Origin of the sequence: Mycobacterium sp. 852013-51886_SCH5428379, assembly GCF_001665575.1 — a bacterium.
Lineage (GTDB): Bacteria > Actinomycetota > Actinomycetes > Mycobacteriales > Mycobacteriaceae > Mycobacterium.
Window position 1 is genome coordinate 23,414 of record NZ_LZSU01000026.1, and the last position, 13,709, is coordinate 37,122.

General features: G+C 69.9%; 13 protein-coding genes. 4 read left to right on the plus strand and 9 right to left on the minus strand.

The genetic code is table 11. The annotated features are described in order from the left end of the window. The first annotated feature begins 3 nt into the window (after nt 1-3). Complete coding sequence (locus tag A5757_RS11895) at nt 4-1,242, plus strand: acyl-CoA dehydrogenase family protein (protein WP_066833633.1); 1,239 nt, start codon at nt 4-6, stop codon at nt 1,240-1,242. A 4-nt stretch (nt 1,243-1,246) separates the two neighbouring features. Here the strand turns inward: A5757_RS11895 and A5757_RS11900 are convergent, their stop codons facing one another. Genes A5757_RS11900 through infC form a run of 4 tightly spaced genes read right to left on the minus strand, consistent with a single transcriptional unit; the run spans nt 1,247 to nt 3,273 of the window. Further along, complete coding sequence (locus tag A5757_RS11900) at nt 1,247-1,987, minus strand: RNA methyltransferase (protein WP_066833643.1); 741 nt, start codon at nt 1,985-1,987, stop codon at nt 1,247-1,249. A gap of 26 nt (nt 1,988-2,013) precedes the next feature. Continuing rightward, nucleotides 2,014-2,403 (minus strand): 50S ribosomal protein L20, encoded by a 390-nt coding sequence (gene rplT / locus A5757_RS11905; protein WP_066833645.1) that lies wholly within the window; start codon nt 2,401-2,403, stop codon nt 2,014-2,016. Nucleotides 2,404-2,444: 41 nt separating this feature from the next. Beyond that, nucleotides 2,445-2,639, minus strand: coding sequence for a 50S ribosomal protein L35 (gene rpmI / locus A5757_RS11910; RefSeq protein WP_066833647.1), 195 nt, complete (start codon nt 2,637-2,639; stop codon nt 2,445-2,447). A gap of 43 nt (nt 2,640-2,682) precedes the next feature. Continuing rightward, nucleotides 2,683-3,273, minus strand: a complete 591-nt coding sequence (gene infC / locus A5757_RS11915) for a translation initiation factor IF-3 (protein WP_197497323.1) — start codon at nt 3,271-3,273, stop codon at nt 2,683-2,685. Between the two features lie 243 nt (nt 3,274-3,516). On the opposite strand from infC, the gene A5757_RS11920 reads away from it, so the two are divergent. After that, a complete protein-coding gene (locus A5757_RS11920) occupies nt 3,517-3,879 on the plus strand; it encodes a DUF1844 domain-containing protein (protein ID WP_066833653.1) in 363 nt (120 codons plus the stop codon). A gap of 45 nt (nt 3,880-3,924) precedes the next feature. Then, nucleotides 3,925-7,230 carry a bifunctional lysylphosphatidylglycerol synthetase/lysine--tRNA ligase LysX gene (lysX, locus tag A5757_RS11925; protein ID WP_066833656.1) on the plus strand — a complete coding sequence of 1,102 codons (3,306 nt, stop codon included), beginning with the start codon at nt 3,925-3,927 and terminating at the stop codon, nt 7,228-7,230. Between the two features lie 12 nt (nt 7,231-7,242). On the opposite strand, the gene A5757_RS11930 is transcribed toward lysX, so the two are convergent. Then, nucleotides 7,243-8,331, minus strand: a complete 1,089-nt coding sequence (locus A5757_RS11930; protein WP_066833658.1) for a hypothetical protein — start codon at nt 8,329-8,331, stop codon at nt 7,243-7,245. Next, a complete protein-coding gene (locus A5757_RS11935) occupies nt 8,328-9,611 on the minus strand; it encodes a hypothetical protein (RefSeq protein ID WP_231983961.1) in 1,284 nt (427 codons plus the stop codon). Before A5757_RS11935 ends, A5757_RS11930 begins: the two co-directional genes overlap by 4 nt. A gap of 57 nt (nt 9,612-9,668) precedes the next feature. Here A5757_RS11935 and A5757_RS23430 point away from each other — a divergent pair, with 57 nt between their 5' ends. Continuing rightward, nucleotides 9,669-10,067 carry a hypothetical protein gene (locus A5757_RS23430; RefSeq protein ID WP_066833676.1) on the plus strand — a complete coding sequence of 133 codons (399 nt, stop codon included), beginning with the start codon at nt 9,669-9,671 and terminating at the stop codon, nt 10,065-10,067. Between the two features lie 5 nt (nt 10,068-10,072). On the opposite strand, the gene A5757_RS11945 is transcribed toward A5757_RS23430, so the two are convergent. From A5757_RS11945 to A5757_RS11955, 3 genes are read right to left on the minus strand one after another with little or no spacing between them, the layout of a single operon-like run. Further along, the gene (locus A5757_RS11945; RefSeq protein WP_156618333.1) at nt 10,073-11,380 is read right to left on the minus strand and encodes a CHAT domain-containing protein; all 1,308 of its coding nucleotides are present in this window, start codon (nt 11,378-11,380) and stop codon (nt 10,073-10,075) included. After that, nucleotides 11,377-13,035 carry a hypothetical protein gene (locus A5757_RS11950; RefSeq protein ID WP_066833679.1) on the minus strand — a complete coding sequence of 553 codons (1,659 nt, stop codon included), beginning with the start codon at nt 13,033-13,035 and terminating at the stop codon, nt 11,377-11,379. The genes A5757_RS11945 and A5757_RS11950 overlap by 4 nt, the downstream gene beginning before the upstream one ends. Before the next feature lie 59 nt (nt 13,036-13,094). Beyond that, nucleotides 13,095-13,562, minus strand: coding sequence for a lipoprotein LpqH (locus A5757_RS11955; RefSeq protein WP_066833662.1), 468 nt, complete (start codon nt 13,560-13,562; stop codon nt 13,095-13,097). Nucleotides 13,563-13,709 lie beyond the last annotated feature (147 nt).

The following is a 13,709-nucleotide window of genomic DNA, read 5'->3' on the forward strand; positions in this document are numbered from 1 at the left end:
GGCATGCTCGAGTGGTCTGATACCGATATCGCTGTCCGTGACGCCGTCCGTGAGTTCGTCGACAAGGAGATCCGTCCGCACGTCGACGCGCTGGAGAGCGGCGAGATGGAACCGTATCCGGTCGTGCGAAAGCTGTTCAGCACGTTCGGGATCGACGCGATGGCCAAGGAGTCGCTGGAGAAGCGACTGGCCAAGCTGCGCAACGGGGACGAGGGCTCCGGCAAGTCGAGCGGAGGCGGCGGCATGTTCGGCAGCGGCACCGGCGGCATGGGGTTCGTGGTGATCAGCGAACTGTGCCGGGTGTCCATGGGCATCGTCACCGGCATGGGCGTCAGCCTCGGGCTGACCGTGCCGACCATCCAGAGCCGCGGCACGCTGGCCCAGCAGGAACGCTGGCTGCCGGAGCTGGTCACCTACGAGAAGGTCGGCGCGTGGGCGATCACCGAACCGGATTCCGGCTCCGACGCGTTCGGCGGGATGAAGTCCTACGTGGTGCGCGACGGTGACGATTACATCCTCAACGGACAGAAGACGTTCATCACCAACGGACCCGACGCCGACGTGGTCGTGGTCTACGCCAAGCTCGACGAAGGCGACGGGACAGACAAGCGCGACCGCAAGGTGCTGACCTTCGTGCTCGACCGCGGGATGGAGGGCTTCGTCCAGTCGAAGCCGTTCCACAAGATGGGGATTCACTCGTCGCGCACCGGGGAGCTGTTCTTCGACAACGTACGGCTCGGCCGGGACCGGCTGCTGGGCGAGACCGAGGACAACAAGGCGGGCGACGGACGCGACAGCGCCCGCTCGAGCTTCTCCGCCGAGCGGATCGGCGTGGCGGCGATGGCGCTCGGCGTGATCGAGGAGTGCGTGCGGCTGTGCGTCGACTACGCCAACGAACGCACGCTGTGGGGTAAGGAGATCGGGCAGTTCCAGCTGATCCAGCTCAAGCTCGCCACCATGGAGGTGGCCCGGATGAACGTGCGCAACATGCTGTTCCGCGTCATCGAGGCCGCCCAGACGGGAGCGCCGATCACGCTGGCCGAGGCGTCGGCGATCAAGTGGTACTGCTCGCAGGCGGCCACGGATGTGGCGATGGAGGCGGTGCAATTGTTCGGCGGCAACGGCTACATGACCGAATACCGGGTCGAGCAGCTGGCGCGGGACGCCAAATCGCTGATGATCTACGCCGGCAGCAACGAGGTGCAGATCACCCACGTGGCCAAGGGGATGCTGGGCCGGTAGCCCATCACCGGTGCGCGCGGGCGCTCTGGTACAGGCAAATCGCCGCTGCCGCAGCCACATTGAGGCTCTCGGCGCTGCCCGCCATCGGGATGCTCACTCGGGCGTCGGCGAGTGCGGCGACGTCCCGGGCGAGCCCGTGGGCCTCGGGGCCGAACAGCCATGCCGTCGGCGCGGAGAGTTCGGCGTCGTCGAGGCTGACGTCGCCGTCGAGCGTGGTGGCCAGCACGGTCAGCCCGGCGGTGTGCAGCGCGGCGATCAACCCGGCGGTGTCGGGGGCCTCGACGACGGTGATGCCGAAGATGCTGCCTGCCGAGGCCCGCAGGCACTTCCCGTTATAGGGGTCGACGCTGTTACCCGCCAGGATCACCGCGTCGGCGCCCATGGCGTCGGCCAGCCGGATCAATGTGCCGGCGTTGCCGGGTTCCGACGTTTCGACCGCGACGGCGATCAGCTGTGGCGAGGAGGCGAGGACCTCGTCGAGCGACACCTCCGGCATCCTGCAGACCGCGACCAGCCCGACCGGGGTCACCGTGTCGGACAACGCTTTCGCCGCGCGTTCGGTGACCAGTTGGACATCGGCGTCGCCGAGCAGCGTCGCAAACCGCGCAGCGGCGTCCTCGGTGGCGAACACCTCGGACACGACACCGCGCCGCAACGCTGCCTCGACGAGGTTGGGCCCCTCGGCGAGGAAACGTGCGGCGCGGCGGCGACCGACGTGTCGGTGAAGTTTGACCGCTGCCGCCACGCGGGCGGAGCGTTCAGTGAGGAGGGTCAGGCGGCCTCTCCGGACGGCGCATTGACATCCTCGGGCAGCGCGGCCTTGGCGACCTCAGCCAGTGCGGCGAACGCCGTCGCATCGCTCACGGCGATCTCGGCGAGGTTCTTGCGGTCCACCTCGACACCAGCGGCCTTGAGCCCCTGGATCAGTCGGTTGTAGGTGATGTCGTTGGCGCGTGCCGCCGCGTTGATCCGCGAGATCCACAGCTTGCGGAACTCACCCTTGCGGGCCCGCCGGTCGCGGTAGGCGTAGGTGAGGGAGTGCAGCTGCTGCTCTTTGGCCTTGCGGTACAGGCGCGACCGCTGACCGCGGTAGCCCTTCGAGGCCTCCAGCACACTGCGGCGCTTCTTCTGGGCGTTTACTGCGCGCTTAACGCGTGCCATGGGTGGTTCCTATCTCGTGCGGGGAAAGTTCGGTGCGACGCTCAGCCGTTGAGCAGCTTGTTGATACGCCGGGTGTCGGCGGGGGCCACTTCGGTGCGGCCGGTGAGACGACGGGTGCGCTTGGTGGCCTTGTGCTCGAGCAGGTGGCGCTTGCCGGCCTTCTCCCGCACGATCTTGCCGGTCCCGGTCTTGCGGAAGCGCTTGGAGGCTCCGCTGTGGGTCTTGGCCTTGGGCATGGGTGTCCTCTTGGTTCGTGTTGTGCGTTCGGGTGGTGCTGGTCTAGGTCTGCGCGGCGTCCGAGCCGGTGGCCGACTCGCGGGGACGCTCTGCCTGCTCCGCCGCTTTGGCGCGAGTCTTCGCGCCGCGGTGCGGGGCCAGCACCATCGTCATGTTGCGGCCGTCCTGTTTGGCAGACGTCTCGACGAAGCCGTAATCGGCCACGTCGGCGCCGAGCCGCTGCAGGAGTCGGAAGCCGAGTTCGGGCCGCGACTGCTCGCGGCCGCGGAACATGATCGTCACCTTGACCTTGGACCCGGCTTCCAGGAAGCGGATGACGTGACCCTTTTTGGTCTCGTAATCGTGCGGGTCGATCTTGGGACGCAGCTTCTGTTCCTTGACGACGGTCTGCTGCTGGTTCTTGCGAGACTCGCGCGCCTTCTGAGCCGTCTCGTACTTGAACTTGCCGTAGTCCATGATCTTGCACACGGGCGGCTTGGCGTCCGGGGCAACTTCGACGAGGTCGAGATCGGCGTCCGCGGCGACGCGGAGTGCATCTTCGATGCGCACGATCCCTACCTGTTCCCCGCCGGGACCGATGAGACGGACCTCGGGAACTCGGATGCGCTCGTTGATGCGGGTCTCAGTGCTGATGGGGCCTCCTATGTCGTGGTCAGGAGTACCCAGATCCACCGCCCGAAATCAGCGAAGGCCCTGTGAGAACAGGGCCCAGTGCCGACCGATCACGGCGTCAGCCGCCCGCACCATGAGGTGCGGAACCGGCATACTCGATGCCGGTGACCGGACCGCTGCGCCGAATAGGCGAGCGGTGGGAGTGGGACTCCACTTGCTGTCCTGACGTCAGCCAGGACGGTCGCGCATGCCACTCTAGCAGGCATGACCGAAGATCCCACATTGCCCGATTCGGCGGCCTCACCGCCAGCGCGCGAACTCGCCGATATTCCCGCAGTGGAGGTGATCACCCGGTCCGCCGTCATGCTGATGAGCGCGGCAGCCGAGAAATTGGGGCTGTCCGACCCGGATCCCGACGACAGCCCGCATCGCGATCTGGACGAGGCGCGCCGGTTGATCACCGCCCTGGCCGGGCTGGTCACGGCGTCGGTGGAGTATCTCGGCCCACACGCGGGACCGGTTCGCGACGGCCTCAAGACCCTGCAGCTGGCGTTCCGCGAAGCCAGCGCCGCCCCCGACGAACCCGGCAAGGGCCCCGGCGAGAAGTACACCGGCCCCGTCTGGTGATGACGTCCCCACATTAGGGACATCGAGCGAATATCCTCCCGCCCTATGACCGTCACCAGCGCGCCGCGGACACAGGCGTCGTCCCGCTATTCCTGGGTCCCGGCGGCCGCGGGCTGGGCGGTCGGCATCATCGCCACCCTGTCGCTGTTGGCGAGCGTGTCGCCCCTGGTGCGTGCGGTGATCAGGAAACCGCGCGAGTTCGTCAACGACTACATCTTCAACTTCCCCGACACGAGCTTCGCGTGGGCGTTCGTGCTCGCGTTGCTGGCCGCGGCCCTCGCTGCCCGCAAACGCGTCGCCTGGTGGGTGCTGCTGCTCTACATGATCGCCGCCACGCTGGTGAACATCATCGATCTGCTCAGCGGCGACGAGTCGGTGGTCGAGGAGATCGGCGAGGTCATCGGCCTGGGCGTGCACGTCGCCGCCATCGCTTTCCTGCTGCTCGCGCGCCCGCAGTTCTGGGCCAGGGTCCGCCGCGGTGCCCTGATCAAGGCCGCGGGTGTGCTGGCCGCCGGGATGGCGATCGGCATCCTGGTCGGCTGGGGGCTGCTGGAACTGTTCCCCGGCACGTTGGAGAGCGACTACCGGCTCGGCTACGCCGCCAACCGGGTGCTGGCGTTCGCCGGGGTCGATTCCGAACTGTTCGACGGCCAGCACCCGCACGTGCTCATCAATGCCCTGCTCGGGCTGTTCGGTGCGCTGGCGCTGATGGTGGCCGCCGTCGTGCTGTTCCAGTCGCAGCGCTCCGAGAACGCCCTCACCGGCGAAGACGAGTCGGCGATCCGCGGCCTGCTCGAACTGTTCGGCAAGAACGACTCCCTGGGCTACTTCGCGACCCGCCGGGACAAGTCGGTGGTGTTCGCGCCGAGCGGGCGCGCAGCGGTCACCTACCGCGTCGAGGTCGGCGTGTGTCTGGCCAGTGGTGACCCGGTCGGCGATCCGAAATCCTGGCCCCAGGCGATCGAGGCATGGCTGGGCCTGTGCGAGACCTACGGCTGGGCTCCCGGTGTGATGGGCGCCAGCACGGCAGGCGCCGAGGCGTTCCGGGCGGCCGGCCTGAACGCGATCCAACTCGGCGACGAGGCGATCCTGCATCCCGATCGCTTCCGGCTGTCCGGACCGGACATGCGGGCGGTGCGCCAGGCCGTCACCCGGGCGCGGCGCGCCGGCGCCACCGTGCGCATCCGGCGGCACCGCGAGATCGACGCCGACGAGATGGCGAAGGTGGTCGCCCGCGCGGACGCGTGGCGGGACACCGAGACCGAACGCGGGTTCTCGATGGCGCTGGGCAGGCTGGGCGATCCGGCTGACGGCGACTGCCTGCTCGTGGAGGCGGTTCAGGGCGACGGCACCGTCGTCGCGATGCTCTCGCTCGTGCCGTGGGGCGGTAACGGCGTCTCGCTGGATCTGATGCGCCGGTCGCCGCAGTCGCCCAACGGCACCATCGAGTTGATGGTCAGCGAGTTGTGCCTGCAGGCCGAAGGCGTCGGTGTCACGCGGATCTCGTTGAACTTCGCGATGTTCCGGTCGGCGTTCGAACAGGGCGCGCAACTGGGCGCGGGTCCGGTCGCCCGGCTGTGGCGCTGGCTGCTGGTGTTCTTCTCGCGGTGGTGGCAGCTCGAGACGCTGTACCGCTCGAACATGAAATACCAGCCCGAATGGGTGCCCCGGTACGCCTGCTACGAGGACGCGCGGCTGGTCCCCCGGGTCGGCGTCGCCTCGGTGATCGCCGAGGGGTTCCTGGTGCTGCCGTTCTCCCGGCGCAACAAGCAGCACACCGGCCATCACACGGCGGCGCCGGAGAGTTTCATCGCCAGCGGTCTGCTGCACGCCGATGGCAGTACGCCGGACGTCTCGAGTCTGCAGGGCGAGACCGGGGGCGCCGAACGCAGCCGGCTACCCGAACAGGTCCGGGTCCGGATGGCGAAGCTGAAGACGCTGCAGGACAGCGGAATCGATGCCTACCCGGTGGGCACGCCGCCCACCCACACGGTCGCCACTGCGCTCGACGCGGCCGACGACGTCGAACTGTCCGTCGCGGGCCGGGTACTCCGGCTGCGCGACTACGGCGGGGTGATGTTCGCCCAGCTGCGCGACTGGTCCGGTGAGATGCAGCTGTTGCTGGACAACTCGGCCCTCGAGGACGGGACGACCGCGGAGTTCACCGCAGCCATCGACCTCGGTGATCTCATCGAGGCGACCGGCACCATGGGCTACAGCCGCAAGGGCACGCGATCGCTGCTCGTACGGCGGTGGCGGCTGACCGGGAAGTGCCTGCGGCCGCTACCGGACAAGTGGAAGGGGCTGTCCGACCAGGAGGCTCGGGTGCGGGCGCGCTACGTCGATCTCGCCGTCAACACCGAGGCCCGCGATCTGGTCAAGGCTCGCAGCGGGGTGCTGCACGCGATCCGGGACACGTTGTACACCAAGGGTTTCCTCGAGGTCGAGACCCCCATCCTCCAGCAGATCCACGGCGGCGCGAACGCGCGGCCGTTCCTCACCCACATCAACGCCTACGACCTCGACCTGTATCTGCGCATCGCTCCGGAGCTCTACCTCAAGCGGCTGTGCGTGGGCGGTGTGGAGCGGGTCTTCGAACTCGGCCGAGCCTTCCGCAACGAGGGCGTCGACTTCTCGCACAATCCCGAGTTCACCCTGCTCGAGGCCTATCAGGCGCACGCCGACTACAACGTGTGGATCGACGGCTGCCGCGAGCTGATCCAGAACGCGGCGCTGGCCGCCAACGGTGAGCACGTGTTCCTCCGGCCGAACGATCGCGGCGTGCTCGAACCGGTGGACATCTCCGGCAAGTGGACCGTCAAGACCGTGCACGATGCGGTGTCCGAGGCGCTCGGCGAACACATCGACGCGGCCACCGAGTTGCCGGTGTTGCGCAAGCTCGCCGACGCCGCGGGCATTCCGTACCTGACCCACTGGGACGCGGGGGCGGTGGTGCTGGAGATGTACGAGCATCTGGTCGAGGACCGTACCGAGCGGCCGACGTTCTACAAGGACTTCCCCACCTCGGTGTCGCCCCTGACCCGTCCGCATCGGAGTATCCCCGGTGTCGCCGAGCGGTGGGACCTGGTGGCGTGGGGGGTCGAACTCGGTACCGCTTACAGCGAATTGACCGATCCGGTCGAGCAGCGCAAGCGGCTCGAGGAGCAGTCGCTGCTGGCCTCAGGCGGCGATCCGGAGGCGATGGAACTCGACGAGGATTTCCTGCAGGCGATGGAGTACGCCATGCCGCCGACCGGCGGACTCGGCATGGGTGTGGATCGGGTGGTCATGCTGATCACCGGTCGCAGCATCCGCGAGACGCTGCCCTTCCCGCTGGCCAAACCGCGCTGAATCGCCGGCTTATCAGTAGTCCGATTCGGCGGCCAGGATCTCGGTGAGATAGGCGTCGGCGCCGGGGTCGACCAGCCGCGCCCGGGCGAAGCGGCGGACCCGCTCCCGGTCGGCCGGCGTCTCCCCCGACGCTGCGCCGACGGTCACCGTCGTCACCGTCCAGTCCTGGTTCCAGGCCGCCGCCTCCGACAGCGGACCACCCGACCCGTCGGCAAGCGGGACGGTGGCCCGTCCCGCGTCGTCGAGAACCCCCGCAGCCGAGACGTTTCCGACCGTGACACGCACCGGCAGTCCCGCGGCGGACCCGCTACCGAGCAGCGCCGCGCGCACCCGGGCGACAGCGGCGCCGTCGACGATGTGCACACTCCATGCCAGGCTGCGCTCGGCCGCATCGAAAACCCCCGGCGGCACGGCGCCCCATGCGATCGCCCCGGCCCCGGTCGCGATCGCACCCTCCGGTGCACCGCTGCGGTCACCGGCTACGAGGGCGTAGTCGTCGCGCCGCTGCGGTTCCGCGACCGCCGACTCGGGTACGCCGATGCCCAGATCATCGGCCAGATCGGCGCACCGGCGGGCCAACTCCACCAGCCGCGGATCGCCGAGGCGGGCCCGGAACTCCAGTTCGTCGAGGTGCGGTCCGAGCAGGCCCGCAGCGTCGGAGTCGATCGTGTCGTCGGTGAAGTAGTCATCGGCCGCGGCGGTCAGCAGCGCCAGTTCCGCGTCGAGGACCGCGCGGTCCAGACCGGCGGTGCCGTCGATGCGGCTCTCCGGCCACCAGCGACGCAGCCAGTGGCCCAGCCCGAGTCGTCGCAGCGGCGCCACCGCGGTCGCGGCGACCTGCACGCCCGCGACGTCGACCGGCACACCGTCCGCGGCAGGACCGTCCAGCGCCGCCGCGAGCGCGACGTGACCGGCCTCGCCGACCACCCGCCACAGCCAGTCCGCCCGGGACACGTCGGTGAACGTGACGTGCACCGGGTCGGCCGGGCTGTCCACCGTCCACGTCAGCACCGCTCCGCTCACCTCGAGCACCGCGACCAACGGCGTGGCCGCGGGTTGCGGTCCCGTACTCCACAGGCCTCGATCGGCAACCAGCTTCACGCGGCCACCCGCACTTCCAGCATCGCCTTGATGCGCTGGCGGTGATCCAGGCTCACCGACCGCGCGACCCCCTCGAGCAACGCGCGCACATCGTCGACGTCGCCACATGGTTCCTGCCACACATCCCGGCCGTGGAGCCGCGCCCACAGCCGGTTCAGGTACGGGCGGCAGAAGGCGGACAGATCCTCGACCACCTGCAGCTGGCGTGGATGCAGCGGGCCGTCGTCCCCCAGGCAGCGACGGGCGTGGAGCACGTACGCCTCCTTGCGGAGCCGGGCCTGGATCACCGCCGCCAGTTCGTAGGACGGCGTCACCGAATCATCCAGCGGTGCAAGCTGTTCGGCGACCTCGATACCGGCGATCAGCGCGGCCTGTTTGTCCTCGGCGAGCAAGCCCCACGGTGCGCAGGCGCGATCGATCTCCTCCGCGCACAGCAGCGGAATGTCCGGAAGCTCGTCGCGATCCAACGCCCGGCGCAACGTGGCGCGCACCCGGTCGAGCACCGCACGGTCCAGCGGCCGATCCCCGGGTGCCGGGCCGACCACCGTCGGGCAGCATTGTGGCGCAACCGAACTCAACCCCACCTCAACGATCGACCACGGGAGGTCGGCGGAGGATCGACGGGCTCTGGCGCCGAGATTGTGCGGGGTGGCATCGGCGATGAGCGCGCTCCACACCCGTTGGCGGGCCGCGGCTGCGCGGTGGCTGTCGGCGGGTCCGAGCACCGTGGCGAGTCCGCTGAGGAACGGCCCCGTGATGGCGCCGTCGTCGACGACGTCGGCCCAGCTGCGTGCGAGTTGCTCGGCCAGCGCGGCGACGACGCGCTCGTCCCCGGCGTGCCGGTGCAGCGCCTCGATGGCGGTCCGGTCCCGGTCGCCGTGTACGTCCCGCAACACGGCAGCTGCGGTGGCGCCGTCGTCCGGACCGGGCGTACCGCGGGTGACAGCGAGTTCGAAGCAGACCGGGAAGTACAGCTCCTGGGCGTTACCGGTGGTGATCCGGGCCCGTCGCCGCTCGGCCTTGAGCACCTCGAACCAGCCTGCCGCCGCCTTCAACCGCCCGCCCTGCCCGACGATGAGACCGTGCATCTCGGCCGCGATCTCGGCGGACACCACCGGCATCGAGTACTGCGGATTCGCCCGCAGCCGCAGGACCAGTGGATCGAGGATGCGTTTGACGGTGCGGCGCAACGGCTCGCCCTCCGCTCCGCTCAGCACCTCGACCCCGGGCCCGATCGCCCGCCACGCGGTGGCGATCACGGCCCGGCGCGGTTGGTCCACGATGTCGACAATAGAAGTTGGGTTCGGTAGCCGTGGCCCTGTCGGAATCTCATTCTCATGTCCACCACGTTCCTGATCCCCCTGGTCGGGATGCTCTGCATGGCCGTCGCCGCGCTGCTGCTGTCCCCTGATCCCTGTCGTGCACGCGTCGCGGATCGGCCCGAGGAGGCCGAACGGCTGGTGCCCCGGGACGAACTCGACACGATCAGAATGCAATTCGTGCGAACGCACGGGGTGATCACCGCCGTGCGGACAGTCGGTGAACGCGGTGCCGACTACCGCGAGATCGAACTCGACCTGATGGTCACCCGCCGCGGCGGCGGCCGGTTCCCCGCCCGGGACACCGCATTGATCCCCGCGGATGCGCTCGAGTACCTCAGCCCCGGCAGCGTCGTGGTCGCGTACTACCGGTCCGATGACGAGTCCTCGGTGGCGGTCTGCGTGCCGCCCTGCTGAGCCGGTCATCGAGCACCGTCCACCGCAAAGGTGATCAACGCGGCCCAGTACAGCGGGTTGGCCGCCGTGTCGCCGTCGCGCCACCGCCGCATCTGGGCGCGCTGCCAGCGGTTCACGGCGCGGCCCGCGCCCACCCCCGAATGAGCCTGATCGACGGCGCACACCAGCTCGGCCATCGGATCGGTCGCGGCCGCGGTGAACCGCCGGTATCCGGCAGTGGTGGGCAGCGACCACAGCGTCGCGGTGACCGTCTGGGCGCCGCCGAGCACCAGGGCCGCCACGAGGCCGGTGGCCTCGTCGAAGCGGTAGTCAGCGCCGGAGACACACGCGATCAGCGCGACCCGCGGCGGGATCGGGAAGCCGGCGGCGATCAGGTCGGCCGCGGTGAGCGGCGCGGATTCGGCCAGGTGCAGTCCCGCCCGGTCGGCGCGGCCGTCGGGGTCGAAGCCGGCGTGGCCGGCGAACAGCAAGCGACTGGGCCCACGGGCCAGCTGCCGTCCCAGCCAGGTGCGGTCGGCGTCAATGCGGCGGAACAGCTCGACCGATGACGCCACCTCGGGCAGCACCGGACCCGAGCGCAGGACGTCACCGAAATGCGCACCGAGGATGGTCTGTTCGGACGGCCGGCCGAGCACGGAGCCGAGCGGCGAGTCGGGCCGCTGCCCGGGCACCCGGGGGTCGAGCACGAGAAGCGGTGGGGCTGCCCTCCGGTCCTCCCAGCGGGCGGTGGCGCGCGGCGCGTGCGCGATGTTCGGCGGGACGGCCATCATCACGTCGGCCAGTTCGATCAGGCGGTGGCCGTCGGTGACGGCGGCGAGGTCGTCGATCTGCCAGGAGATCCGGGCGGCCTCGGGTCCGGTCCGCGTCATCGCCTCCGACCGCGCGCGGACGAGCTCCTCCAGATCCGGACGCGACGTGGGTAACACGAGCAACGTCCACGGCACGGCGGCCAGCCGGACGCTCGGCGAGACGAAAAGCGCTGCGCGTGGCGACGATACGCAGTCCAGGAGCAGTTGCCAGGCCGGCGCAGAGATCAGCAGGACCCCCAGGATGTAGGCCAGCCGCGCTTCGGCGTCCGGGGAGGCGAACGCGCTGCGGGTGAGTGCGCGTTCCAGCGCGGCGGCCTGGTCCTCGTCCCCATGTGGTTCGGGCAGGGCGCCGGTGAGCTCCTCGAGGGCGGCGAGCACGAGTGGCACCTCGACGACCCAGGTGACCGTCCTGGCCGGCTCCCCCACGATGCGCAGGCTGGCGTAGGTGGCGATACCCACGTCGGCGAATCGCAGCACGAGAGTCCGGTCCGGTGGTGCGGTCATGGCCATGTCGACCAGGCCGGCTCGTTCGCGGCCACCTCACGGCCGTAGCGCTGCGCCGCCAACGTCCGGTAGTGGTCGAGGATCGGCGCGCCCGCCGGGTCCATCACGAGCGGCGGTAGCGGCGCCAATCGGGTGAGCGACGGAGACCCCGGGGCGGCGCCGGATCCGCCCGCCACCTCCGCCAACTGGACCGCCAACTCGTCGACCTCGTGGAGTGGAACCGAGGTGGTGGCGAGGTCGGGCATTCCCGATCCGCCCAGCTCCGGCGTGGCCGTGAATGCGCCACGCGCACTGTGGTATTCGATCAGCTCGGCGACCAGCGCCGTGTTCTCCCACTCCCACGCGACCGCGAACGCGCCCGCGAGCAGCGGCGCAGACACCGCGGCGGCCCAGCGCATCCGGGCCTGTGCGTCCGGAATCGCGTAGCGCACCGAGTCGACCGCCAGCGCCGCGGGGATCATCAGCTCGGCGGCCTGCTCGAGCTTCCTCCTCGCGCTGCGTTCGTTCTCCTCGGCCGGAGTGCCCCTGATGACGCCGAGCGACGCCACGTGTTTCTCCTCGACGTCTTCGAGGGTGTCGTCGGGATCGCCTGCGGCGTCGAATCCGAGGTCGGCCAGCGCGTCGGCACGCCACACCGTGCCGAGGTGGTCGTCGAGGCGGGCGTACTGCAGCCAGTTGCTGCGCGGCGACGCGTCGAGTTGCTCGCGGGCCTGGGCGATGAGTTCGGTGGCCTCGGCGTAGCGCCCCCAGAAGATCAGAATCCAGCTGCGCTGCAGCAGTATCCGATGCAGCCGCAGCGGCTTGCCCAGCTGTCGGAAGGATGCTTCGGCGTGCGCCCAGTGTTCGTCTGCGACTGCCAGCTCGCCGATGGCCATCCGGGTGAACCCGAGATAGAGGTGGCAGCGGGCGGTGTCGTCGGCGCGGCCGTGCGCATCGAGGACGGGCAGTGCCTCGGCGGCGAGCCGCTCGGTGGCCTCGTGGTCTCCCGCCGTCCAGGCGGCCGCGGCCCGCTCGAGGGCGGCCCGTGCGGTGGCGATGTTCCAGCCGCGGACGTGTGCCCGCGCCCCTGCTCGGCGCAGCCACGGCTCGGCCTCGGGCAGCAGACCGGTCTCGACGCAGAATCTGCCGTATCCCAGGGCTCCGGTGACGAGCAGGAAGTCAGTTTCGGTGGTGTCGGCGCCGCCGGCGTGGATCTGGCTCACCACCTGTTCCCAGAGGGGCACGGAGCGGACGTGCAGATCGTCGTCGCACAGCGCGCCGGCGCACAGGATGCGGGCGTGCGTCACCAGCCGGGTGTGGTCGGGATCGTGGTCGGGATCGTGGTCGTCGCCGGCCAGTGCCGCCAGCTCCGCCGCGGCGTGTTCGTGGTCGCCGCGGGCGGCGGCGAGTCCGATGTCCAGGAGCCGTGCGCGCGGGCGGTAGCGGCGAACGAGATCGGGCGGCGCCCCCGCCAATAGCGCTTCGAGGCGCCGGATACATTCGGCGACAGCGTCGTTCGCGCCGCGGGCGAGATGGACGTCGCCGAGCTGGGCCGTGATCTCGAGCGTCTCGCGGTCGTCGGCCGGTGTCAGCGACAGCAGCAGATCCCTGGCCGCCTCGTCGTCACCGGCGAGCACCAGGTGGCGGGCACGGGTGAGGTCGCCGTCGATGGCCACCACGTCATCATAGGAAGCGGCGGGCGTGCCGGGCACGCCCGCCGCACATGCGAACTGGGTCAGCGGCACGTCACGGTGATCTCGAACGGCTTGACGACCATCCCCGCCATCGGGTTGTTCAGATCGGCGCCGGACGCCTCGCCGGTGATGGTGTAGGTGTCGCCGTCGACGGCGACCTTCGCCGAACCCACGGTCGCGCCGGCCATGTTGGTGACCGCGAGCGCGTTTCCGTCGACGACCAGGCCGAGCGACTCCACCGTCGGGGTGGCCTCGTCGGTCATCACGATGCCCAGGCCCTGCTGACCGCCGATGGCGCCGCTGCCGACGTTGATCTTGCCGCCCTGCTTGACGCATGTCACCGAGTCGAGATCCAGCCCGGCGAGGTCACCACCGTCGACCTTGACCTGAGTGCTGCCCTCGGTGCCGGCCTGCGCGGCCGGGGCCGTCGCCGGCTTGTCGTCCGAGCACCCCACCACGACGACCGCAGCAGCGGCAACACCGATCGCACCCGCGACGACTCGCTTCATGGTTTTCTCCTTCGTTTCCGCGTCGCCCCGATGGCGCCGTCGTACGACAAGTGAAAATCCGCAGGATCGCTACCGATCCCAACAATCCCGCCGGGAGTCCGGGGGTACCGTCACGGTCATGGCCGACGACACCTCTTATACACATCT